Below are 23,061 nucleotides of genomic sequence, written 5' to 3' on the forward strand. Positions count from 1 at the left end.
GGTGAGTATCGAGTTTCCAGGTAAGGGCGGCGAGATGGGAGCTCTCATCCGCTCCTACGACTGGGCAAGCACCAGCTTGGGGCCAATTTCTCGGTGGCCGCACTCCTTGCGGTTTGCCGTCAGTCTCATCTTGCCCGCGCAGGCACAGATAGTCATCTTCTGGGGCCCGGAGTTCGTGGCGCTCTACAATGATGCCTATGCATCCGTTATCGGCGAGAAGCATCCTCGAGCATTCGGCCGTCCTGCTCGCGAGAACTGGGCTGAGCTTTGGCAGGACCTGGAGCCATTGCTTCAGCGCGTGTACCGCGATGGCGAAACCGTCTTCGCCAACGACCGCCCTTTTTTGATCGAGCGGCGCGGTTATCCTGAAGAGGTGTACTTCGACATTTCCTCCTCTCCGGTTCGCGACGAAGGTGGTCGCGTCCAAGGAGTAATCTGCATTGTAAATGAGACCACCGAGCGCGTGTTGGCGCAACGGGCATTGGCCAAGTCGCAAGAACGTCTGTCCTATGCACTGGGCGCATCCGAAATGGTTGGAACGTTCGATTGGCACGTACAATCGGACGAGTTCTATTCCGATGCCCGGTTCGCGGCGATGTTCTCGGTCGATCCCGCGAAGGGAGCGAAAGGCACGTCGATTTCGGAGTACATGGCCGGCATTCATCCCGACGATCGTGATCGGATCGCCGCCGCAATCGATGACGCGATTCAAACGGGCGAGAAGTACAGCCAGGAATATCGCCTCCTCCAGCTTGACGGGACGGTTCGATGGATCGAGGTCCGCGGCGAATGCCTCTATGATGCTGATGGGAGGCCTGAGCGGTTCCCCGGTGCAGCCGTCGATATCACAGAGCGGAAGGAAAAAGAGGAGACGCTGCATCAGCTTGCCGCCATTGTCGCCTCGTCGGAAGATGCCATTTTAAGCACCGATCTCGACACAAAGATAACGAGCTGGAACAGGGGTGCGGAGCAGCTGTACGGCTATACCGCCGAGGAAGTGGCCGGTAAATCCGTTACGATCCTGGTGCCGGAGGACCGGCCGGACGAAGAGCCGATGATCATCGAGCGTATCAGCCGGGGGGAGCGAATCGAGACGTATGAGACCAAGCGTCGGCGCAAGGACGGCGTGCTGGTCGACGTGTCTCTCACGGTGTCCCCGGTACGCGATTCATCAGGCAAAATCGTCGGAGCATCGAAGATCGCGCGCGACATTACCCAACGAAAGGAGGCCGAGCGGCTGGAGCGCTTCCTTATCGGCGAAATGAAGCATCGCGTGAAGAATACGATAGCCACAGTCCGTGCAATCGCCGGGCAGACCCTGGGGAAAGAAAGCAGTAAAGAAGCGCGTGATGCTTTTGATGCGCGCTTGCTCTCCCTGTCGAGGGCACACGATCTGTTGACGGCCCGAGACTGGAGCGGAGCCGAACTGTCGGCCCTCATTGCCGAAGTGCTCTCGCCCTATGAGAGGGACCATTTCGAGGTTAGGGGGCCGGAGGTGCGGCTACCTTCGAAGGCGGTGCTGGCCTTTTCACTGGCACTGCACGAGTTGGCGACAAATGCTGTCAAACACGGCGCTCTCGCCCGTTCTTCGGGCCAGGTCACCATCACCTGGGCGGTAACGCCCGGTGACCAACCGCGCCTCACCCTGCAATGGGAGGAACGCGGCGGACCTCCCGTCAAACCGCCGCTTCAGAAGGGGTTCGGGTCGCGGCTGATTGAGGAGCTTTTGTCCGCGGAGCTCGATGGTGAGGTCAACATAACCTATGAAGCAGCAGGCATAACCTGCGAAGTGGATGCGCCGTTGCAGGTCCAATGGGAGGAAGCGGCAACGCTGGCATCCTAACAATACACCGCGGAAGATAGCCGGCCACGATCGTGTTTGTTTGCCGAAGTCGCCTTTGGGTCGCCTCATCAGTTGGGGTCCGCCCTGCAGACCATCTGAACGGCCGCAACTGAGACATTCTCTCCCAGTAGCACAGTGCCGCCAGCGCAAGATGAATTAAGTGTTGGATGGTGACGACTTGTTGCTTGGCTAAGCAGTGCTGTGTGTTATTTTTGAGTTCCGGTTGGGGATTCCCGTTGAGACGAACCGCTTTGCGACGTTCGCCCTCGTCGGTTGCCGTGAAGGAGGATGAATGCGGAACCGTCTCGTAGCCCTTGTTGGGCTGCTCGCCATGTCGGCCGTGATGTCAGAAACGGCTTTCTCCCAGACTGCTACCACGCAATTCAACGTTCAGATCACCATCAACGCTGAATGTCAGATTAACTCGGCAAACGACCTGAACTTTGGCGCATCCGGCATGCTTGATACGGCAGTTGCGGCGACAACCGCAATCGCCGTCCAATGCACCAGCGGGACCACATACGATGTCGGCCTGAATGAAGGCACAGGCGCCGGTGCGACAGTCGCTACGCGCGTTATGACGGGCCCCGGCGCCGAGACCGTGACTTATTCACTCTACACGGACCCGGCACATACAGATGTCTGGGGTAATACGACCGGGACTGACACCGTCACAGGGACCGGGACGGGTTCCGAGCAGATATACACGGTCTACGGCCAAGTGCCGGCGCAACCCACTCCAACACCTGGGACCTACAGCGACGTGATAACAGTGACGGTGACGTACTGACGAACGTCTGGAGGATAGCATGAAGCGATTGTTCATCTCCGCGATCGTCGGTATTTTCTGCAACCTGTTTACCAGTCTGGTGCTCGCGGCATCCTTAAGGGTTGCTCCGGTAGTCCTCGATCTCAAGGCTCCAACAGCAGCGTCCACGATTCGCGTCTGGAACGAAGGAAGCCGTTCCACAAATGTGCAGGTCCGGGCGTTCCGTTGGTCGCAGCGAGACGGCGAGGATGTTTATGAGGCGACGAATGATGTCGTGGCCAGCCCGCCAATAACTAGCCTCCCACCCGGCGGCGAGAACCTTATTCGGATCGTCAGGACCACAAAACGGCCGGTTCAGGCGGAAGAAAGCTATCGGATCGTTGTCGATGAGTTGCCTGACCCATCTCGACGTCAAAATGGTACCGTCGTAATGGTCGTGCGCCATTCGATCCCCGTATTCTTCGGCCCAGCCGAGACCACGGGCCCCAATCCGTTATGGTCCGTCAGACGTGTTCAAGGCGGCTATCAGGTCGTCGTCAGGAACACAGGAACGCAGCGGCTCAAGGTGTCCAATCTCGCTCTGAGCGACAACGGAAGAGTCCTGGCCAGAAAAGACGGGCTTGTGGGCTATGTCCTTGGCAATGCGACTGCAAGTTGGGACGTACCTGGTAACAGTTCAGGTAGCCCATCCGGGGGGACGATAACAATCAGTGCTGATAGCGAAGCAGGACGTTTCGATGCGACCGCGCGTACTGGCGGCGGGTAGTCTACTGGCATCAATGTCTATCGGATTGCTGCCTTCGCCGGACAGTTCCCTCGCCTTTGCGCACTCGCTCCCGCCGGTGGAAATGCCCGAGAGCACGGCCCAACAACAAGTGGGCACTGCTCGCAGCCTCCAGCTTGAGGTCTTTATCAATGGCAGACCGACTGATCTCATTGCGCAATTCCGGCAAGAACCGGATGGAAGTCTTGCGATCGCACCGGATCAATTGCGCAATGTCGGAATTGATCCCGCCGAACAGGCGGTGACATCGGAAGGCCTCGTCGCGATCTCCCGCCTTTCGGACGTTTCCTACAAGTTCGACGAAACCGCACAGGAAATCCATTTCACGGTGGGGTATGACGCTATTTCCACCCGCGTCATAGAGGCTCACAAGACGGACTCTGAAGTGCCAAGCGCCCAAAGCGGAGTGGGAGGCCTCGTCAACTACACGATATATGCGAGTACCGGCGGTGACGGGATCGACGATATGTGGGGCTTCGAGGGTGTGTCGGGGTGGTTCGAGGGGCGCGTGTTCAGCCCGCTTGGTGTGTTGAGCCATTCCCAGATCGTCAGCAGTTCGCCCGACGAAGCCTACGATTCCACGCGGCTTGATACAACGTGGTCGTATTCCAACCCTGGATCGATGATTACCTATCGCGCCGGCGATATCATCACCGGTGGTCTGAGTTGGACCCGTCCGACGCGGCTTGGCGGCGTTCAGGTCCAACGCAATTTCGGATTGCGGCCGGATCTGGTGACAATGCCGTTGCCCGAGCTTTCCGGGTCTGCCGCCGTCCCCTCAACTGTGGACGTCTATGTCAACAATGCCCGCCGCCTGTCGCAGCAGGTTTCGCCCGGTCCGTTCGAGATCACGAACCTCCCGGTCGTTACAGGCAGCGGCACGGCTCGAGTGGTGGTGCGGGACGCGCTTGGGCGGGAAATCGTTACCGAGACGCCGTACTTTGCCTCATCCGCTCTTCTTGCTCCCGGACTTTGGGACTTCTCTGCGGAGGGGGGCTTTGCACGCCGGTTCTATGGTCTCGAATCGAACGATTACGACAGCCGCTTCATGGCTTCGGGCACAGTGCGCTACGGTCTCGGCGACTGGCTTACGCTTGAAGCGCACGCCGAAGGTGGGGGCGGCCTCCTGAACGGTGGCGCAGGAGCGGTATTCGGCATCGGGGACTACGGCGTCGGATCGTTCGCAGCGGCGGCGAGCGCTTATGATGGACGGACCGGACATCAAATCGCTGGCAGCGTCGAACTGCAGCTGTGGGATTTGAATCTTTATGGACGGATGCAGCGCACCTTTGGCGATTATCTGGACATTGCCGCTGTAACAGCCGCACCCCTGTCGTCGTCGTGGCCTGATTTCGACATCTTCAGTGCCGCGCCACCTCGATCGCTGGATCAAGTCTCGCTCTCGGTTCCCCTGAAGTTCGATCCGTTAACGTTCAACATCAGCTATACGCAGTTCGAGTCGTTTGATGGTGACGAATCGCGCATTCTCGGGCTTTCATTCAGCCGTCCTATTGGCAGTAGAGCGTCGCTGTTCGCTACCGCCTACAAGGATTTCGAGAATGATGACTCTTTCGGTGCATTTGCTGGCCTGTCGATGACCTTCGGGGGCGACATCCATGCTTCGGTCGGAACTTCCTCCGATTCAGAGGGAACAACGGTGACGACGGACTTGATCAAATCTGATGGTAATGAGATCGGTAGTGTTGGCTGGCGTATTCGAGATGCCGAAGGTGCTCGGACGAACCGGCTCGCATCGGTCAGATATCGTGCACCGATTGCCCAATTCGAGGTCGGGGTCGAACAATACGAGGATTTGTACCGAGCAATGGCCCAGGTCGATGGGGCCGTGGTGCTTGCCGGTGGTGGCGTGTTCCTGTCGAACCGTGTCAACGACGCCTTTGCTGTTGTCGATACCGGGGCTCCCGGCGTCGAGGTCGAATATGAGAACAGGCCTGTCGGACGGACCAATAGAAGCGGCAAGCTCCTGCTGTCCGACCTGCGCTCCCACGAGCCAAACAAAATCACAATTGACCCGACAAACCTTCCTGTCGATGCGACCGTCAATGGCACAAAAGAGACCACAGTACCGGCCGATCGAAGCGGCACGGTCGTAAAGTTTGACGTCGATTCCAGCCCTCAGGCGGCTCTTGTAACACTACGCGACGAGGAAGGCCGCTTTGCCGAGACGGGAGCGACCGGCCATCTCTCTGGCAGTTCCGAAAGCTTTGTCGTCGGCTATGACGGGCAGGCCTACGTGACCGGGCTTGGGCAGCAGAACACGGTCATCATCGATCAGCCGTCGCGCGGCCGGTGCGAGGCGACGTTTACGTTCCAGCCGCGGCAGGGAGAGCAGGTCGCCATTCCCGGTGCGGTCTGCCGGAAAGTTCAATGATGCGCAGGCTGCTGCTGCCGTTTCTGGTATTCCTTGGCGCCGTTCTCATGGCAGGCATGGCGCGGGCGCAAACCTGCTCATTCAGCGTAACGGACGTGAATTTTGGCAATGTGGACACATTGTCCGGCGCGGCGGTGGACGCTACCGGAAGCGTGAGCGTTACATGCAGGGCTCTGCTCGCCCCGGTTCTTCCGGTCCGCGTCTGCCTCAACCTGAATGCAGGCTCAGGTGGCGCGACATCAGGAACGCGCCAGATGCGGAATGCCGCCAATGCCCCCCTGAACTACAATTTTTTTCAGGATGCCGCGCGCCAGACGCCGTGGGGGTCACGCGAGCAGCCGGCGCTTGGAAACCCCGTTGCCCTTATTTTCAACACCCTTCTGCTCGGAATCCCCCAGACGCAAACCGCAACCATCTATGGGCGGGTCCTGCCCAGTCAGCAGAGTACCGCGACGGGGTTCTACACGTCGGCCTTCTCGGGCGCCCAGGTCACCTTCAACTATGTCGCAAGCCTGCTCCTGCCAGCCAACTGCTCGAATGTCACCCAAAACACGATCCGCCCCCCTTTCATGGTACAGGCCAATGTTGTGCCGAACTGCAGCGTAACGGCGCAGAATATCGATTTCGGTTCTCACGGAGTTTTGGACACGGCGGCCGATGCTGCCGGTCGCCTCGACGTCACCTGCACACCAGGAACAGCTTATACGGTTGCTCTTGACAATGGACTGACCGGCACCGGCCCCACCGCGAGGCGCATGACTCTTGGTGGGCAGGCAGTGGTCTATGGCCTTTACAAAGACACTGCCCGCAGTCAGCCTTGGGGGAGTTCCGGTAGCCAATTGCTTTCCGGCAGCGGCACCGGGGCCACGCAGAGCGTCTCGGTCTACGGCAGGGTGCCGGCACAACCGACACCGGGACCAGGTACCTACACCGACACCGTGGTCGTTACGGTGACCTATTGAGAGCGCGCCGCATCTTTACCGGCTACGCTGCGCCCGATTTCAGGTGTCAATTTGTAGAGCTATAGAGTAGACGTAGTTTTCTGTTTCGTGTTCGCTACCCGCCACAAACCGTCGATTGCCGCACAAATTGATCCATTATTTCCCACCCAAACGAATTCCGCATGCCGCTGTGATCGTCATCATTGCGGAAGCTCTGCTGGCAGGGTGTTCGTCATCGGACCAAGCTACCACGGCTGAACCGCCTGTGTTGGAAGATACCGCCACGCCGACCGTCGGCGGGGACGGCTCGGAATCCAGCTGGATGAACTGACAAAAAGCGACCTTGAGGGTGCCGGATTATCCGGCGAGCTCGCTTGCAGCTTCTCGACAGGTGATACCCCGCCGGTCCTCTTTGCCACGGGCATTGTCGCATCGGACGAACCAGCCCAGGGTGTCGCCAAGGTCTCCGGCTATGTGGAGCGCGTCGGCGCGCCCGGTGGATTTAGCGGAATGATCGATAACCCGACCTTCACCGGTCGGGGCAAGACGATCAAGGTCTCCATCACCGGACCTGCGAGCGGAGGCGGCGAGGCCCCGGTCCGACCAGCGACACTTGTTTATGAGCGGGCGGACGGAGCGAGCCGTACCTTTGATGGGCGCTGGCAGTGCGGCCCATAGGCCAGGGAAAGATGGGAAGGGGATCGTCAGCGGAACGACTCAGCCATTCTTGCGGCCATACTTGGTGGCATCAAGGCACGGCACACGGCTCCTCATCTCTGTCCACCTCCGTCTGAGGCTCTATCAAGAGACGGTGTGCTGTTTCCGACACTCAACATGACCTCGGCACGCTCCGGCGGCACCGGGCGGCGGTGAACCGCCGCCCTTCAAAACAAAATCGCTTTCCGCCCGCAGATACCGTCTCAAGGCGGAAGCTCATGCGTGTCGCTTTTTGAGTATGAAGTGTCGTTTATTGAATATCCGTGTCGGCGGTGATACCGAGGTTCTCCCAAGAACACGGAGACAGAAATGGCGACTGCAAGCGCATTCCTGGACAACGTTTACGAGGCGGATGGCGGTGAGAGCATGCGCCGGTACTATGATCGTTGGGCCGACAGCTACGACGCAGACCTACGCGAGAACGATTACCGCACGCCCAGTCGCTGTGCTGCTGCTCTTTCAGATCATCTCGCCGACAAGAATGCTCCGATTCTGGATTTCGCATGTGGCACCGGCATCTCAGGTGTGGCGCTGAAAGAGGCAGGTTTTGAGACGATCGACGGCACGGATATCTCGGAAGGCATGCTGGAGAAGGCGCGCGCCAAGGGGATCTATCGCGATCTCCTGCGTGCGGATCCCGATGCAGTTCTCGATATTGGCGACCGGCAGTATATGGCCATTACGGCCGTGGGCGCGATCGGCGCAGGGGCGGCTCCAGCGGAAAATATCGACGCTGCCATCGCGAGCCTGGCGCCTGGAGGGATTTTCGTCGTCTCGCTCAACGATCACACGCTTGAAGACAAACAGTACGAAGCGAAGTTGAACCAGGCCATCGCCGACGGTCGAGTCGAGAAGATCATGGCCGAAGACGGCCCGCATCTGCCCGCGATCGGGCTGGGTGCCCGCGTTTGGGCCGTGCGCAGGCTCTAAAGTCGGCGCGGACAGCAACGTGTGAGGCGCCTTCCGAAACGTCGGTGCGTTTCGTGACCGCTCAGGCATGGATCCCAAGATCAAGTCTTGGGATGACGCGGTGGAGAAAGTTTCGGCCAATCGCCGACGTCAGAGATTAGCGCCACCATCTATGCCTTCGTCATACCAAGGCTGACCTTGGTATCTATGCCTGAGCTTTGGTGCCGGATATCACGATCACGGAGAAGAACTCCCGACACACGCGCCGCCCTAGCGGCGTGTTTCGCGACCCCGAAGCGATCTACTGAAGCATCGGCGCTTGCGTAGGCCATCCGGTTAGGCTGCGTCGAAGCACTTCGCCCAGGGAACGGAGAGCGGTATGCCAGCGTCCCGCCCTCCACTTGGGGCAACGGCGACGCTGCCACGCCCGCTCAGGTCAGGTTCCTGCGGCGTTCCAGCTCCGCCTCTGTCGGCTCTTCCATCCCGAAAGAGCCGGTCTCGACCGCGCCGGCTCGCTCATACTTGGTCATGATGATGCCCGTGTCCGAAACCTTCGAGCTGACAAGCTTGAAGCCCATGGGCATGGCGCCGGCGCCGAAGAGCTTCTTGCCCTTTCCCAGTACGATCGGGAAGATCGTGAGGTAGAGCTCATCGATCAGATCATTCCGCAACAGGCTCTGCAGGAGATCGGTCGAGCCCTGCGTGACCAGGTTCGGTCCATTCTCTGCCTTCAGTTTTCGCACGGCTTCGACTGCGTCGGGTGCGAGCGAACGGCTTTCCGGCCAAGTCAATTCCAGATCCGGGTTGTGGGTGGCGACGTATTTGAGGACGCTGTTGAACACCGAGCCGATCGGGTGGCCGGCCTCCACATAGGGCCAGTACGCGGCGAAGATGTCATAGGTTTTCCGGCCGAGCAGCAGATCGAAGGGCTCGCCGAAAATGCGATTTATGATGAACTCTCCAAACTGCTCGTCGGAATGCGGGTACACCCATCCGCCGTAGCGGAAGCCGCCGGTCGGGTCCTCGTCCGGCCCGCCGGGTGCCTGCATAACCCCGTCAAGGCTCATCATTGCCCCCGTTACGATCTTTCTCATGACGCTCCACCTTCTTTGCTATTGCATGATAATGGACCAAGGACGGGCGAGGGTGGAGCGATCCGACAGGGGAATCGAGGAGGCCTGTTTCCGTCCTCCTGACAGCCTCCTGTCAGGAGCCTGCGTCGGCCTGTCATAGCCGCTATGTGGCCCCTTTCATTCTCGCGCGCGATTCTCCATATTCAGCCCCATGGCCAAGTCCTCCAAGAAGTCACAAGGCGGCTTTTCCGAGTCGCCCCAGCCGCCGCTTTCGGGCACGCCGCTTTCCGGCTCGGTTGCCGATTGGGCCGACCAGATCACGCGCGAAGCCGATCAGGAACAGAAGGCGAAGCCCAAGCTCAAGCCGAAGAAGAAGATTCCCGAACGCTCCACCGCACCCGGCAAGACGGCGCGCGGGACGTCCATGGGTGGGGCGGCGAGCGCCAGGGAACGTACGGCCGCCGGCCTCAACCCCGTCGCCGGTCTCGATGTCTCGCTGGAGGAGGCGGAAGGACTTTCCGCCAGCGGCGTGACGGCCACGGTCGCCGCGCTGTCGAAGCTCATCGAAGGCGGCGATCCGAATGTGCAGTCGAGCTGGGTGCCGCATCGCCCCGCGCGGCCGGAAAAATCCGAAGGCGGCATTCCTTTCCGCATGGCCTCGGAATACCAGCCAGCCGGCGATCAGCCGACGGCCATCGCCGATCTCGTGCAGGGCGCGAACGAGAACGAGCGCACGCAGGTCCTCCTCGGCGTCACCGGTTCGGGCAAAACCTTCACCATGGCAAAGGTGATCGAGGAGACGCAGCGCCCGGCGCTCATCCTCGCCCCCAACAAGACGCTGGCCGCCCAGCTCTATGGTGAGTTCAAGTCCTTCTTCCCGGATAACGCGGTCGAGTATTTCGTCTCCTATTACGATTATTACCAGCCGGAGGCGTATGTCCCGCGTTCGGACACCTTCATTGAGAAGGAGTCCTCCATCAACGAGCAGATCGACCGCATGCGCCATTCGGCCACGCGAGCGCTCATCGAGCGCGACGACGTGATCATCGTCGCTTCGGTCTCCTGCATTTACGGTATCGGCTCGGTCGAGACCTACACGGCCATGACCTTTCAGATGCAGATCGGCGACCGGCTTGACCAGCGCCAGCTTCTGGCCGACCTCGTGGAGCAGCAATACAAGCGCCGCGATGCCGACTTCCAGCGCGGCTCCTTCCGCGTGCGCGGCGACACGATCGAGATCTTTCCGGCCCACCTTGAGGACCGCGCCTGGCGCGTCTCGCTGTTCGGCGACGAGATCGACTCCATCACCGAGTTCGACCCGCTGACGGGCAAGAAGACCGACGACCTGAAGTCGGTCAAGATCTACGCCAACTCGCACTATGTCACCCCGCGCCCGACGCTGAACCAGGCGATCAGGAGCATCAAGGCCGAGCTCAAGGAGCGCCTCGGCGAGCTGGAGCGCGCCGGCCGCCTGCTGGAAGCGCAGCGGCTGGAACAGCGCTGCCGCTTCGATATCGAGATGCTGGAGGCCACCGGCTCCTGCAACGGCATCGAGAACTATTCGCGCTATCTCACCGGCCGCGCCCCCGGGGAGCCACCGCCCACGCTGTTTGAATACGTGCCGGACAATGCGCTGGTCTTCGTCGACGAGTCGCACGTCACCATCCCGCAGATCGGCGGCATGTATCGCGGCGACTTCCGCCGTAAGGCCACGCTCGCCGAATACGGCTTCCGCTTGCCCTCCTGCATGGACAACCGCCCGCTGCGCTTCGAGGAGTGGGACGCCATGCGTCCGGCTTCCATCGCCGTTTCAGCGACGCCGGGCAATTGGGAGATGGAGCAGTCGGGCGGCGTCTTCGCCGAACAGGTCATCCGCCCCACCGGTCTGATCGACCCGCCGGTCGAGGTGCGCCCGGCCAAGTCCCAGGTGGACGACGTGCTGGGCGAGATCCGCGAGACCACCAAGGCCGGCTACCGCACGCTGGTCACGGTGCTCACCAAGCGCATGGCCGAGGACCTGACCGAATATCTGCACGAGCAGGGCATCCGCGTGCGCTACATGCACTCGGATATCGACACGCTGGAGCGCATCGAGATTATCCGCGACCTGCGTCTCGGCGCTTTCGACGTCCTTATCGGCATCAACCTCCTGCGCGAGGGCCTCGACATCCCCGAATGCGGCCTGGTCGCCATTCTCGACGCCGACAAGGAGGGCTTCCTGCGTTCCGAGACGTCGCTGGTGCAGACGATCGGCCGCGCGGCGCGCAATGTCGACGGCCGCGTCGTGCTTTACGCCGACAGGATCACCGGCTCGATGGAACGCGCCATGGCGGAGACCAACCGCCGCCGCGAAAAGCAGCTCGAATACAACGAGGCCCACGGCATCACGCCCGAGTCGATCAAGAAGAACATCGGCGACATCCTCGGCTCCGTCTACGAACGCGATCATGTGCGCGCCGATGTCGGTGGCGCCAAGGGCGAGGACCTCAACAACCTGGTGGGCGACAATCTGCAGGCCCATCTCGATCATCTGGAAAAGTCCATGCGCGACGCCGCCGCCGATCTCGACTTCGAGGAGGCTGCCCGCCTGCGCGACCAGATCAAGCGCCTGAAGGAAACCGAGCTCGCCATCATGGACGACCCGCTCGCCCGCGATGTCGGCGTGGAGAACACGAAAAAGAGCCGGCGCGAGAAGGCGAAGAAGGGCCGGGGCTCCTCCGCTTCGTCATCCTCGGGCTCGACCCGAGGATCCATGCCTGAGCCCTCCGGCCCGCGCGCCGACGCCTCCGGCAAATCGCTCTTCGCAAAGCCGGAGCTGGACGATATGGGCCGCTCCGGCTCCTATGCCGTGCCGGCGGGCAAGGACAAGTCGCTCTTCCGCAAAAACACGCTCGACGAGATGACCGTCGGCCGCACGGAAAAGCCGCTGGGCAAGACGCCGCCGGCTAAGCCTAAGCCCGAAGGCGGCCCCGACGACAACGCCAAGCCGGTCAGGCGCCACAAACCCGGCCTCGGCTCCTATGAAGACCCGGCGGACGAGCGCCAACGCCGCCGCCGCCCGAAGAAGAGCGGCCGGCCGGGGCAGTAGGCATTGGAGATCGAGATTTGCTGATCCGGCACGAGCGTCCTGGCGACGAAGAGGCTATTCACAGGCTGACTACGGCCGCTTTCGCGCCGATGCCGTTCAGCAATGGATCGGAAGCCCCGATCATCAGGGCCCTGCGGGAATCCGGCGATCTGACCCTGTCCCTGGTGGCTGAGGAGGATGGGACGGTGATTGGGCACGTCGCGTTCTCTCCCGTCACCATAGCTGGAATCCACGAAGGTTGGTTCGGTCTGGGGCCGGTGTCGGTGTGGCCGGAACGGCAGCGGCAGGGTATTGGAAAGGCTCTGATCCTGAAAGGTCTGGAATCGCTCAAGGAGAGGTCCGCGCGTGGGTGCGCATTGATCGGCAATCCTGAAATCTACAGGCGCGCGTGGGCTTCGATAGCGACGGTTTGTTGAGGTACGGAAATCTGGACAGGATCTACGTCCAGAGGATTGTCTTTTCCGGCCCTGCGCCGCGCGGTGAACTCAAATTTGCCTCAGCCTTCGAAGCCGAAGCTTCGTAGGAGACAAGCCGGAATCCGCATCACTCGCGCCGCCCCGCCATCTCCTTCAGCCGCTCCAGAAAGGTCCGCAGCGCCTGCTGCGGGTCGTCGCCTTCTTCGCTCAGCATGGTGATGTCCCATCGCGCCAGCACGGCCTCTTCCACCGGGTCGCGGTGCGGCATGAACACGAAGGAGGGTGGCCGGTCCTCCTCATAGCCGGAGTCGCGCCAGGTCTGCCAAAGCCGGTGTAAAAGCAGCCTGATGTTCATGTCGGAGAGGCTGTAGCCGATGAACAGGATCGTGCGGCCCAGCGCGTCGGCGCGAAACTTCACGTCCAGCGGGGAGTCGAAGGAGAGCCGGTTGAAATAGTCCGTCTCCGTCAGCACCATCGAGGCGTCCTCGTCGAAATCGCCATGAAACTTGACGATCTGCGACGCCTCCGGCCGCACGCGGCTCACGTCGCGGGCGTTCGCCACCTTCACGAAATCGCGCCCGTAGATCTCGAACGCCACCTCCAGATTGCGGTCGTAATTGGTGGTGTAGATGATCGGGAAATCCATCCCCACGATCAGCCGGTGCAGCGCGGATGCCTCCACCTTCTCCCGCGAAACGCTCCAGTTCCGGTCCATCCAGCTGCGCAGCGGCCCCAGGCTGCCCTGCTGCAGCCGGTAGTATTCGGCCAGCGTCTGATAGCTGTAGCGCCCGTTCCCGCCGCTCTCATGCGCGATGCCGAGCTCGTCCTCCATGTGGCGGATCAGCTTGTCCCAGGAGGGCAGGCCGACGCTCATGGAAACCCCCGCGCCGACAAAAAGGATCGCGCTCCTGTGCCGAACCGCCTCGGCAAGCTTTTCCATCGCATCGGGCATACGCACACTCCTGATCGCCGCCGGTAAACGGCGGGGTCAGGAGGAGGGTTCCGGGAACTATCCTGACTCCTTAGGCGATAGGAGTGCTGAGGCTCGCAAACTCCGTCAGCTATCGTCGTTGCCTTTGATTAACTTCCGGCCATGTTGTACTGATTGCATTCGTCCAACAATAGAGAGCGCAGATGGATCCCAACGATTTTGCACCTGAGGATCAGCAGGAAGATATAAATGACATCGAGCCAGAGGGGACCTGGTTCGAGGACGCGGTGCTGTGGAGCGCGGATTGGACAACGGAAACGATCATTTCGCAACTGCGTAGAGGCAACATCAATCTAAATCCGATTTTCCAACGTCGTAGTGCTTGGAACCAAGTGAGAAAGAGTCTCTTCATAGAGTCACTGATCTTGGGCTTGCCAATACCTCAGATCATACTGGCCGAAGATAAATCACATAAGGGTAGGTTCGTTGTTATTGACGGTAAGCAGAGACTTCTAACTATCAGGCAGTTTGCAGCAGATGACCAGGATGAATTCGATAAATTAACCCTCAAGGGCTTGGAAGACAGGCCTGATCTTAACGGAAAAGATTATGGCGCGCTCAAGTCGGATCTCGATCTGCAACGAGATTTAGATAGGTTCGAAAATCAGACGATACGTACAGTTATAATAAGGGGATGGGAGAAAGAGGACTACCTTTACTCTGTTTTTTTAAGAATAAACCAAGGTAGCGTTACGCTTTCACCGCAGGAATTGCGGCAGGCTCTTCATCCTGGTAAATTTTCAGTATTCGTAGATGATCGATCTGCGACCTCTGAGCCACTATTGAATGCTCTCGGTTTAAGTGAGCCAGATTTTCGAATGCGAGACGCCGAGCTTCTTCTTAGATACTTGGCATATTCTTTCTTTGCTTCATCATATGGTGGAAATTTAAAAAAATTCCTCGACGATGCGCACACTTACTTCAATAAGAATTGGGATTCAAAGAAATCAGAGGTTGAGCAACGCTTTGAGCAGTTTGAAATTGCTATAGAGTTTCTGAGGAAAGGTTTTGGTGAAAAGGAATATCTCCGTAAATGGAACGGTAAAAACTTCGAGCCAAGAATAAATAGAGCTGTATTTGATATAATGCTATATTACTTTTCAGAAGAGAGTGTTAGGCATTCGGCTGAGAATAAAATGGAAGATGTTGTAGATTCATTTAAGAAATTATGTGAAACAACTAAGTTCTTATCTTCGATCGAGACTACGACAAAATCAAAAGATGCCAACAGCACGAGATTTAACATGTTTAGCGATATGCTAAATAATCTGTTGCAAATTGAGACTGTTTCTCCGTTTTCCTGATGCCTTCTCCTAGATACGAGAGGATGGTCGCTCGGCAAGATATGCTTCGGCGGCTCCTCATACCGAACACTAGCCCTCCCACGGGCAATTATAAAAGAGTGACAAAGGAAAAGACATTTGCATATTCTCTTTTAATGCATGCAGAACTTGAATCCTATATCGAAGATATGGTTTCAGAAATTGCGGATGCTGCATTTGCATTATGGAGGAAAAATTCTTCTGTTACATTTCCACTTGCATGTATGGTAATTTATAAAGAGGGGGGAGAGGTTGGGTTTTCAGAAAATATATTTAACATAGGTAAAGAACGGAAAGCAGAATCTATCGTTGCAGTATCTAAACGGCATTTCGATTATCGCGTCAAAAATAATCATGGGGTTCGGCATAAAAACATTTGCAAGCTTTTTATGAGCATTGGTTTTATTCCTGATCCTTCAGAAGAAGCGCTCTTGAATTCGCTGGATGGTTTTGGGGCAAAGCGAGGCGAATATGCGCATACTTCCCCAGATGGCAAGCTGTTAAGCGAAACTGATCCCATAACGGAAGCTAATGAGATTAACGTGCTCATCGAGAATATGAAGGGCCTTGATGAGGCATTTGTCCTCTATAGGGAAAAGTGCGGACTCTAGTCTCGACTCACTCCTCCGGCTCCGTCTCAAACCGTAGCGGATACCCCTGCGCCCGCCCGGCATCGGTCGCGCGCGTTGCTTTCGTCTCGGCCACGTCCTTGGGAAACACGGCGACCACGCAGGCGCCGCGGCGGTGGGCGGTGATCATCACGCGATGGGCCTGATCCTCGGAAAGCTTGAACTCCGCCTTCAGCACCTTCACGACGAACTCGCGCGGCGTGAAATCGTCATTGATCAGAATGACTTTGTGCAGGCGCGGGCGCTCGACCTTCGTCCTGGTTTTCACGCGCGGTTTGGTGTCGCTGTCGCTCATCGGGAAATTCCTTCTCCCTGCCGGCGGACGGCTGATGCGCGGGCCTCATATTCGCATGATGCGCGCCGGGCGTAAACATTGCGCGGCAAGCGGGCCAGCGTCGCTGGAGGGGTGCCTCGGCTAGTCACCAACGTTCGAGATTAGCGCCGCTTGCGCCAACGGCAACCGCCGGTAGGTTATCTCCATGACGGGCTACGTATACATGACCGCGAGCCAGAAACGCGGCACGATCTATACCGGCGTTACGAACGACCTCAGCCGCCGCGTGTTCGAGCACAAGTCGGGGAGCGGTTCCCGGTTCACCGGCCGCTACGGCGTCCAGCGGCTCGTCTGGTACGAGGAGCACTTCGACATGCGCGAGGCGATCCAGCGCGAAAAGGCGCTCAAGGGATGGCCGCGCCAGTGGAAGATCGCGCTGATCGAGGCGATCAATCCGGAATGGAACGAGCTTATGCGCGGGATCGGGTGGTGAGCTTCCGGAAGCGCTGCCGCGTATCGTCACCGCTCAGGCATGGATCCCAGGATCAAGTCCTGGGATGACGAGGTAGAGGCGTTTCGGCCAGTCGCCGACACTCGAGATTAGCGCCGCCACCTCCGCCTTCGTCATACCAAGGCTTGACCTTGGTATCCATGCCAGAGCGGCGACGCAACGCGCCAGTGCTTCCGGAAAATCATCTCCGAGCGGGGACAAAAACCGCGTCTACGGAATTTTTCTACGGCCCAACCCATTGTTTTCCCTCACTCTCACAAATTTTCTCGAACTTTTTTCAAGCCAATTTATCCCCGCGCTCGCCACCGCTCTTATCATCCAACCCATCGCCCTCACGGGAACCGGGTCCGGACCGGGGATCCGGGAGGGCGGCGGCAGCCTCCCCCTGTGGTGCTCCGGTAGCCACAGGCATGTGAGGGCCCGCAACAGGCCGGCGGCGCCGGGGGGATGGGGGACAGACAGCAACGCCGGAAAAACGGGGCACCGGGACAGAGACGGTGTCGGGCAGCCGCGGAGAAGCCGCTAGCGCTTCTTCTTCGGCCCGGCCAAGACCACCCCCTAATTGGGTGCAGCCGGGAAGGAGAGAGAAACCCGAGTGACCGGCCAACCGCGGGACAGCGGCCGGCGGGGCGCGTGGAACGCGCCACCTAAGCTAACAGAGAGGCACGGACCACGCGCCCCGTTTCCCGATTAACCAAAGGCCAGACGGTGAAGAAACCGGGCGTGGCGACGATGCCGCGCGCCCTTATCCGCCGCCCAGGCAGAACCCAATGACAAGGAGAAGCAAAGTGACTGACGGAGAACAGCTCCTGGACGAACTTGTGCAGTCGGTCGGCGAGGCCATGAAGACCATCCCGGATTCAATGCGTGAGGAGACCGGACCCTTTGCGCCGCCGCCATGGCCGCGCGAGCAGATGACGGTCATGTACCGCTTTCTCAATACCGACGCGGGCCTGCCGCAGCGCTGTTCCGAGTCGCGTTGCCGGCGCACGGGGCAGTGCCACGGCGGGCTCGGCACGGAGGATTGCAGTTCCTGCGCGGAGTTGGGGGACGATGCCCTGGCGGGAAGGGTGATGGCCGCCGTGCTCGCGCTCAAGATTGCCTGGGTCTACGAGGCGCAGCGCAAGCACGCGCTGACAAACTGGCTGACGGGCAGGCCTTTCTCGGAAGGCGACCCCTTCGAGGAAACCGCGCGGCTGTGAACGGAGACCGGCGGGCGGGCGCTTAAGGCTGCCCGCCTCGCCCTCACGCCCGGTTTGAGGTGTGAGGTGCGCCGGTGCTGCGGGTTAAGGAGAGCGCATCACGGGCGGTGAAGCACCGGGCGAAATCCGCAGCAAGCGTGAACGGCGTCTGAACGGGCGGTTCAGCGCCGGTTCCGACTCGGGTGGATAGAACGGGATCGTTGACAACCAGCGGGACAGGCCCGCGATCAGGAGGAAGTCTAATGATCCGCAAGTTCATCCTTACCGCCACCACCGCAGTCTTCGCCGGCTTCATTGCCCTGCCGGCTTCCGCGAACAGCATTTCCATCGAGCAGTATGGCTGGGGCAATTCGGCCGGCGGAGACCAGATCGGCGCCCGCAACCGCATCGGCGTCTATCAGGACGGCAAGCGCAACGGTACCGTCATCCAGCAGCGGGGCCGGGGCAACACCGCCGCCACAGGCCAGGAAGGCCGCCGCAACGCCGCCGACATCTGGCAGCACGGCAAGGGCAATTCCGCTGGTGTCGGCCAGTTTGGCCGCGATCATAACGCCATCATGACCCAGGACGGCAACGGCAATGTCGCCGCCGGGGTCCAGGTCGGCAAGGGGTGCGACGGCGAAGTCACCCAGTCCGGCAGCGGCAACGTCGCCGCCTTCGTCCAGACCTGCAAATAGGCCGATGTTTCGCTCAGGGGTGCCGGGCGGCGCTTGTCGCCTCGGCCCGCTCCCCAAGGCAACACAGGAGGATCCCATGTTACGCAAAACAAGACATATCGCTCCCGCCGCCGCCGGCATTGCTTTGGCGGTTTCGGCCACCGCGCTGATGGCCGGTTCCGGCTCGGCGCATTCCGACACGGCCCGCTGCGAGGTGCTGGTCACGTCCGCGGGCGGCAGCACGACGCTGGAAGGCGTGGTCCACGCCGAACGGCCGATGTCGGGCTCCTACACCTTCCGCGTGGAGTCCTCCGGCGCTTCCGGCAGCTCCAACATCAAGCAGGGCGGTGATTTCTCCGCCAGCCCCGGCCACCCGGCGAAACTTGGCCGCGTCATGCTGGGCGGTTCCGGCTCGGTTTTCGACGCCACGCTGGAGATCGAGACACCCGGCGGCCGCCTGGAATGCACCAAGCGCGCCGGCGCGATCTGAACCCGCAGCTTATGGAGATGACAATGATCCGCACGCTTCTTTCCGCCGCCGTTCTTTCCGCCGGCCTTATCGCCACCCCCGCCATGGCCGGCGGCTCGGTCTCGCTCAGCCTGCATCCCAGTGGCGGCGACGAGGCCCGCATCCTGCAGACCGGAATGCGTCTCTACGCGCTGTCGCAAAACATAAAGGATGGCCGCATCAAACAGAAAGGCCGCAACAACAGCGCCGGCCTCCAACAGAACGGGCGTGGCAATCTCGGCATCGTGCATCAGGAGGGCAGGGGCCACGAGGGCACCGTCAGGCAAAACGGGAACGGAAACGCCTATGGCCTTTTCCAGTTCGGCAAGAACACCTCCGCCCATGTCGAACAGAACGGCCACAACCAGTCCGGCGCGACTTTCCAGTTCGGCTGGTGAGACCGTGGTTCGGGTAAAAAGGGGCGGTGCCGTGCTCGCTGTTCTACCGCGTGCCGTCGAGCCCGGCCGTGACCAGCCACAGCGGCGCGCGTCGCCCCTGCGCCCAGCAGTATATGATCCGGTTTGCAATCCGCTCCCGGTTCACCTGGTCGGCGGGTCCGATGCCAAGCTCCCCGCAAACGGCATCCACCGCTTCGCGAATTTCCGCCATTTCCCTGGGGTCATAGACACCAGTTCCATCCAATCCGGACGCCTGCATGCCCGGCCTCCTTCCTGCTGGACGATGCTTTTCATCGGGGCTCAATTGCATCATACGCCTGCCTTGGCGTGCCAGCATCTTAACGAGCAATTATAACCATTCGATGAAGTTCCCGATTCGTCTGCCGGGAGTGTCAAACTTTATTTCATGGCCACTTCATTTGTGCACAGTTTTCTATGGCCGTCCAGCCCCCAGTTTGCGCCTGTGAGCTTGGAGAAGATGAATCGCCACTTTCCTTTTCACCCCCCGCTGGGGCATAAGAATCCTGTCACAAATCGCGTGTAGCAGTTCGTTCCCACTTGGCCAAAAGGGGATTGATTCTATGAAAATTGCTGTTCTGGGCGGCGACGGTTTCGTCGGCTGGCCGACTTCCCTTCACCTGTCCGCGCGCGGCCACGAGGTACACATACTCGACAATCTCTCGCGCCGGTGGATCGACACGGAGTTGGGCGTTCAATCTTTGACGCCGATGGACTCCATTCAGGAGCGCACCCGCATCTGGCATCAGGAGACGGGTCGACGGATCCATTTCCACCTGGTCGACCTGGCCCGGGATTATGATGTGCTGAAGGCCTGGCTGGCGGAGCATCGGCCGGACGCAGTCGTCCACTTCGCCGAGCAGCGCGCCGCGCCTTATTCCATGAAGAGCGACCGACACAAGAACTACACTGTCACCAACAACGTCAACGCCACGCACAACCTGCTCAACGCTATGGTCGAGATCGACCTGGACGCGCATCTGGTGCATCTGGGCACGATGGGCGTCTATGGCTATTCCTCCGTGGGGGCTGCCATCCCGGAGGGGTATCTGCCGGTTGGCGTGGAGACGCTTTCGGGCGAGACGGCGACACAGGAGATTCTCTACCCGGCCAATCCCGGCTCCATCTATCACATGACCAAGTGCCTGGATCAGCTCATCTTCCAATTCTACGCCAAGAATGACAGGCTCAGGATCACTGATCTGCACCAGGGCATTGTCTGGGGCACGCATACGGAAGAGACAAAGCTGCATACGCAGCTTATCAACCGGTTCGACTATGACGGAGATTACGGCACGGTCTTGAACCGCTTTCTCATCCAGGCGGCGATCGGCTATCCACTCACCGTCCACGGCACGGGCGGGCAGACGCGCGCCTTTATTCACATCCAGGACTCGGTGCGATGCATCGAGCTGGCGCTTAAGAGCCCGCCCGCCCGCGGCGATCGGGTCGAAATATTCAATCAGATGACGGAAACGCATCGCGTGCGCGATCTGGCGGAGTTGATTTCGCGCATGACCGGCGCGGAGGTTGCCTATCTGCCCAACCCGCGCAAGGAGGCAGCCGAGAACGACCTGGTGGTGAAGAACGAGAAGTTCCTAGAGCTCGGGCTCAATCCGACCACGCTGGAGGAGGGGCTCCTGGCCGAGGTCGTGGATGTGGCGAAAAAGTTCGCATACCGCGTCGACCGCAGCCGTATCCCGTCGGTCTCGGCCTGGACCAAGGACATCGCGCCGACCGTCGAGCGCGATCCGGAGGGCAAGCGGCTCAAAAGCGTGAGCTGAGCCGCGCATGTCAGACACCCGCCACGCCTATGTGACGCTCGTCACGAACGGCGATTACGCGATGGGCGCCGTGGCGCTGGTGCGCTCGTTGAGACTCACCGGTACAGCGGCGGATATCGTGGTGCTGCATACCGGCGGGGTGGAGGCGGAGGTCCTGCGGCCTCTATCGGAGCTTGGAGCGCGCCTGGTAGAGGCCGAACTTTTGCCTACCTCCGCCGAATTCAATGAGCGCCACCAGAGGGCGAAACTGCATGCGGACGCTCCCTTTACCAAGGGCGAGAAGCCGGCCTTTCACACGCCGCTCGACAATTTCGCGAAACTGCGGCTATGGCAGCTCTCGGATTACGAGCGTGTCGTGTTCATCGACGCCGATGCGCTTGTCATCCGCAATATCGACCGGTTGTTTTCCTATCCGGAGTTTTCCGCCGCGCCCAATGTCTATGAAAGTCTTGCCGACTTCCACCGCATGAATTCCGGCGTTTTCGTTGCCCGGCCCTCACAGAAAACCTTCGAGGACATGCTGGCGCGGCTCGACCGGCCGGATGCCTTCTGGCGGCGGACCGATCAGACGTTCCTGCAGACGTTCTTCCCGGAGTGGCACGGCCTGCCGGTCTTCTACAACACGCTGCAATACGTCTGGTTCAACCTGCCCGGTTTATGGGACTGGAACTCGATCAAGGTCGTGCACTACCAGTATGAGAAACCCTGGCAGAAAGATCATCCCAAGACCCGGCAATTGCGGCCGCTGATCGATCTGTGGCAGGCCTACTATACAGGCGAGGGTATTCCCGACTCCGACATGCTGGAGAACCCGCCGGACTTCGCATGAGCAAGCCGAGAACCATTGTCTCCGGCGGCACCGGCTATGTCGGCCGCTTTATCGTCGAGGAGTTGCTTGCCGCCGGTCACGCGGTGACAGTGTTGGGTCGTAAGACGCCGCCTCCGGGCTTCTTCTCGGAGGGGGTGGGCTTTCACCCGCTCACACTGGATCCGGAGACCGCTTCGAAAGTGCCGTTCGCCGGCGCGGATTTCCTGGTGCATGCAGCATTCGACCATGTACAGGGGAAATACCGCGGCGGGGAGGGGGATGACCCGGACGGCTTTCGCCGGCGCAATCTGGATGGCACCACTGCTCTGTTCGAGGCGGCGAAGGCGGCGGGGGTGAGGCGTTCGGTTTTCCTTTCGAGTAGAGCTGTCTATGGCCCACGCCCGCGGGGCCTAGAACTGCATGAAGATGATGAACCAAAGCCGGATACGCTCTATGGCGAGGTGAAGCTGATGGGGGAGCGGGCGCTGGAAAGGATTGCCGGAGCTGGCTTTGAGGGGGTTAACCTGCGGGTGACCGGGGTTTACGGGCCGGCGGGGCCGGGCAGGGCGCACAAGTGGGCCGAGCTTTTCGCCGACTATCTCGCCGGACGGAAGATCGCCCCTCGCGCGGCGACCGAAGTGCAGGGGGAGGACGTAGCCTCGGCGGTGCGGCTTGTTCTTGAGACTGAACTGCTGGGCGAGACCGTTTTCAATCTGTCAGACCTGATCATAGATCGACGCGATCTTCTGGCGATCGTCAAGCGTTTAACCGGCGCTGCTCATGGTCTGCCCGAAGCGGGGGACAAGAAAGCCCTCAACGTGATGAATACGGAGAGACTGCGGGGGCTGGGGTGGCAACCGGGCGGCTTGGAATTATTCGAGAAGACGATCTCTCGTCTGTTATCCCATCCTTAACAGCCAGGTGCTTCAAAGATTTTGAAAAACCCAGGTTGAGGAGATGATTTTAGTTCTTGATCTAACTCTTAAACCGGTGCGGGATTGTCTTTCCATATTGATTCCAAATGCACG

The 23,061-nt window shown here is 60.0% G+C and carries 21 protein-coding genes and 1 pseudogene; 18 read left to right on the forward strand and 4 right to left on the reverse strand.

The window, feature by feature from the left end; all coding sequences use genetic code 11:
• Nucleotide 1 precedes the first annotated feature (1 nt).
• The 6 genes from LY631_RS15975 (at nucleotide 2) to LY631_RS16000 (ending at nucleotide 8,376) form a co-directional block, all read left to right on the forward strand.
• A complete protein-coding gene (locus LY631_RS15975) occupies nucleotides 2-1,843 on the forward strand; it encodes a PAS domain S-box protein (RefSeq protein WP_274426585.1) in 1,842 nt (613 codons plus the stop codon).
• 292 nt (nucleotides 1,844-2,135) lie between these two features.
• Nucleotides 2,136-2,633 carry a Csu type fimbrial protein gene (locus LY631_RS15980; RefSeq protein WP_274426586.1) on the forward strand — a complete coding sequence of 166 codons (498 nt, stop codon included), beginning with the start codon at nucleotides 2,136-2,138 and terminating at the stop codon, nucleotides 2,631-2,633.
• Between the two features lie 19 nt (nucleotides 2,634-2,652).
• A complete protein-coding gene (locus LY631_RS15985; protein WP_274426587.1) occupies nucleotides 2,653-3,378 on the forward strand; it encodes a fimbrial biogenesis chaperone in 726 nt (241 codons plus the stop codon).
• Nucleotides 3,350-5,788, forward strand: a complete 2,439-nt coding sequence (locus tag LY631_RS15990; protein ID WP_274426588.1) for a fimbria/pilus outer membrane usher protein — start codon at nucleotides 3,350-3,352, stop codon at nucleotides 5,786-5,788. Before LY631_RS15985 ends, LY631_RS15990 begins: the two co-directional genes overlap by 29 nt.
• The gene (locus LY631_RS15995) at nucleotides 5,785-6,750 is read left to right on the forward strand and encodes a Csu type fimbrial protein (RefSeq protein WP_274426589.1); all 966 of its coding nucleotides are present in this window, start codon (nucleotides 5,785-5,787) and stop codon (nucleotides 6,748-6,750) included. Before LY631_RS15990 ends, LY631_RS15995 begins: the two co-directional genes overlap by 4 nt.
• 1,005 nt (nucleotides 6,751-7,755) lie before the next feature.
• Complete coding sequence (locus LY631_RS16000) at nucleotides 7,756-8,376, forward strand: class I SAM-dependent DNA methyltransferase (protein ID WP_274426590.1); 621 nt, start codon at nucleotides 7,756-7,758, stop codon at nucleotides 8,374-8,376.
• A 410-nt stretch (nucleotides 8,377-8,786) separates the two neighbouring features.
• Here LY631_RS16000 and LY631_RS16005 read toward each other — a convergent pair whose 3' ends face one another.
• Nucleotides 8,787-9,449 carry a dihydrofolate reductase family protein gene (locus tag LY631_RS16005; protein WP_274426591.1) on the reverse strand — a complete coding sequence of 221 codons (663 nt, stop codon included), beginning with the start codon at nucleotides 9,447-9,449 and terminating at the stop codon, nucleotides 8,787-8,789.
• A 190-nt stretch (nucleotides 9,450-9,639) separates the two neighbouring features.
• Here LY631_RS16005 and uvrB point away from each other — a divergent pair, with 190 nt between their 5' ends.
• Nucleotides 9,640-12,516 carry an excinuclease ABC subunit UvrB gene (uvrB, locus tag LY631_RS16010; protein WP_274426592.1) on the forward strand — a complete coding sequence of 959 codons (2,877 nt, stop codon included), beginning with the start codon at nucleotides 9,640-9,642 and terminating at the stop codon, nucleotides 12,514-12,516.
• 17 nt (nucleotides 12,517-12,533) lie between these two features.
• Nucleotides 12,534-13,039, forward strand: a pseudogene (locus LY631_RS16015) (GNAT family N-acetyltransferase).
• Between the two features lie 20 nt (nucleotides 13,040-13,059).
• On the opposite strand, the gene LY631_RS16020 reads toward LY631_RS16015, so the two are convergent.
• Complete coding sequence (locus LY631_RS16020) at nucleotides 13,060-13,884, reverse strand: SIR2 family NAD-dependent protein deacylase (protein WP_274426593.1); 825 nt, start codon at nucleotides 13,882-13,884, stop codon at nucleotides 13,060-13,062.
• A gap of 182 nt (nucleotides 13,885-14,066) precedes the next feature.
• Here LY631_RS16020 and LY631_RS16025 point away from each other — a divergent pair, with 182 nt between their 5' ends.
• On the forward strand, nucleotides 14,067-15,227 hold the full coding sequence (locus tag LY631_RS16025) for a DUF262 domain-containing protein (RefSeq protein WP_274426594.1): 1,161 nt from the start codon (nucleotides 14,067-14,069) through the stop codon (nucleotides 15,225-15,227).
• A gap of 98 nt (nucleotides 15,228-15,325) precedes the next feature.
• Nucleotides 15,326-15,856, forward strand: coding sequence for a hypothetical protein (locus LY631_RS16030; RefSeq protein ID WP_274426595.1), 531 nt, complete (start codon nucleotides 15,326-15,328; stop codon nucleotides 15,854-15,856).
• A gap of 7 nt (nucleotides 15,857-15,863) precedes the next feature.
• Here the strand turns inward: LY631_RS16030 and clpS are convergent, their stop codons facing one another.
• A complete protein-coding gene (clpS, locus tag LY631_RS16035) occupies nucleotides 15,864-16,169 on the reverse strand; it encodes an ATP-dependent Clp protease adapter ClpS (RefSeq protein ID WP_274426596.1) in 306 nt (101 codons plus the stop codon).
• 184 nt (nucleotides 16,170-16,353) lie between these two features.
• Between clpS and LY631_RS16040 the strand changes: the two genes are divergently transcribed.
• The 5 genes from LY631_RS16040 to LY631_RS16060 all read left to right on the forward strand — a co-directional run bounded on the left by LY631_RS16040 (nucleotide 16,354) and on the right by LY631_RS16060 (nucleotide 19,423).
• Entirely contained in the window at nucleotides 16,354-16,641 is a 288-nt protein-coding gene (locus LY631_RS16040) for a GIY-YIG nuclease family protein (RefSeq protein WP_274426597.1), read from the forward strand.
• A gap of 806 nt (nucleotides 16,642-17,447) precedes the next feature.
• Entirely contained in the window at nucleotides 17,448-17,861 is a 414-nt protein-coding gene (locus tag LY631_RS16045; protein WP_274426598.1) for a hypothetical protein, read from the forward strand.
• A 242-nt stretch (nucleotides 17,862-18,103) separates the two neighbouring features.
• The gene (locus LY631_RS16050; protein ID WP_274426599.1) at nucleotides 18,104-18,538 is read left to right on the forward strand and encodes a curlin; all 435 of its coding nucleotides are present in this window, start codon (nucleotides 18,104-18,106) and stop codon (nucleotides 18,536-18,538) included.
• A gap of 76 nt (nucleotides 18,539-18,614) precedes the next feature.
• Complete coding sequence (gene csgH, locus LY631_RS16055; RefSeq protein WP_274426600.1) at nucleotides 18,615-19,007, forward strand: curli-like amyloid fiber formation chaperone CsgH; 393 nt, start codon at nucleotides 18,615-18,617, stop codon at nucleotides 19,005-19,007.
• Nucleotides 19,008-19,030: 23 nt separating this feature from the next.
• Nucleotides 19,031-19,423 carry a curlin gene (locus LY631_RS16060; protein WP_274426601.1) on the forward strand — a complete coding sequence of 131 codons (393 nt, stop codon included), beginning with the start codon at nucleotides 19,031-19,033 and terminating at the stop codon, nucleotides 19,421-19,423.
• Nucleotides 19,424-19,466: 43 nt separating this feature from the next.
• On the opposite strand, the gene LY631_RS16065 is transcribed toward LY631_RS16060, so the two are convergent.
• Nucleotides 19,467-19,682, reverse strand: a complete 216-nt coding sequence (locus LY631_RS16065; protein ID WP_274426602.1) for a hypothetical protein — start codon at nucleotides 19,680-19,682, stop codon at nucleotides 19,467-19,469.
• 322 nt (nucleotides 19,683-20,004) lie between these two features.
• Here LY631_RS16065 and LY631_RS16070 point away from each other — a divergent pair, with 322 nt between their 5' ends.
• From LY631_RS16070 to LY631_RS16080, 3 genes are read left to right on the forward strand one after another with little or no spacing between them, the layout of a single operon-like run.
• Complete coding sequence (locus LY631_RS16070; protein WP_274426603.1) at nucleotides 20,005-21,225, forward strand: NAD-dependent epimerase/dehydratase family protein; 1,221 nt, start codon at nucleotides 20,005-20,007, stop codon at nucleotides 21,223-21,225.
• A gap of 7 nt (nucleotides 21,226-21,232) precedes the next feature.
• Nucleotides 21,233-22,054 carry a glycosyltransferase gene (locus LY631_RS16075; protein WP_274426604.1) on the forward strand — a complete coding sequence of 274 codons (822 nt, stop codon included), beginning with the start codon at nucleotides 21,233-21,235 and terminating at the stop codon, nucleotides 22,052-22,054.
• Nucleotides 22,051-22,947: an NAD-dependent epimerase/dehydratase family protein gene (locus tag LY631_RS16080; protein ID WP_274426605.1), complete on the forward strand. Its 897-nt coding sequence runs from the start codon at nucleotides 22,051-22,053 to the stop codon at nucleotides 22,945-22,947. Before LY631_RS16075 ends, LY631_RS16080 begins: the two co-directional genes overlap by 4 nt.
• Nucleotides 22,948-23,061: the final 114 nt, after the last annotated feature.

This window comes from Chelativorans sp. YIM 93263 (genome assembly GCF_028767125.1).
Taxonomy (GTDB): domain Bacteria; phylum Pseudomonadota; class Alphaproteobacteria; order Rhizobiales; family Rhizobiaceae; genus Chelativorans.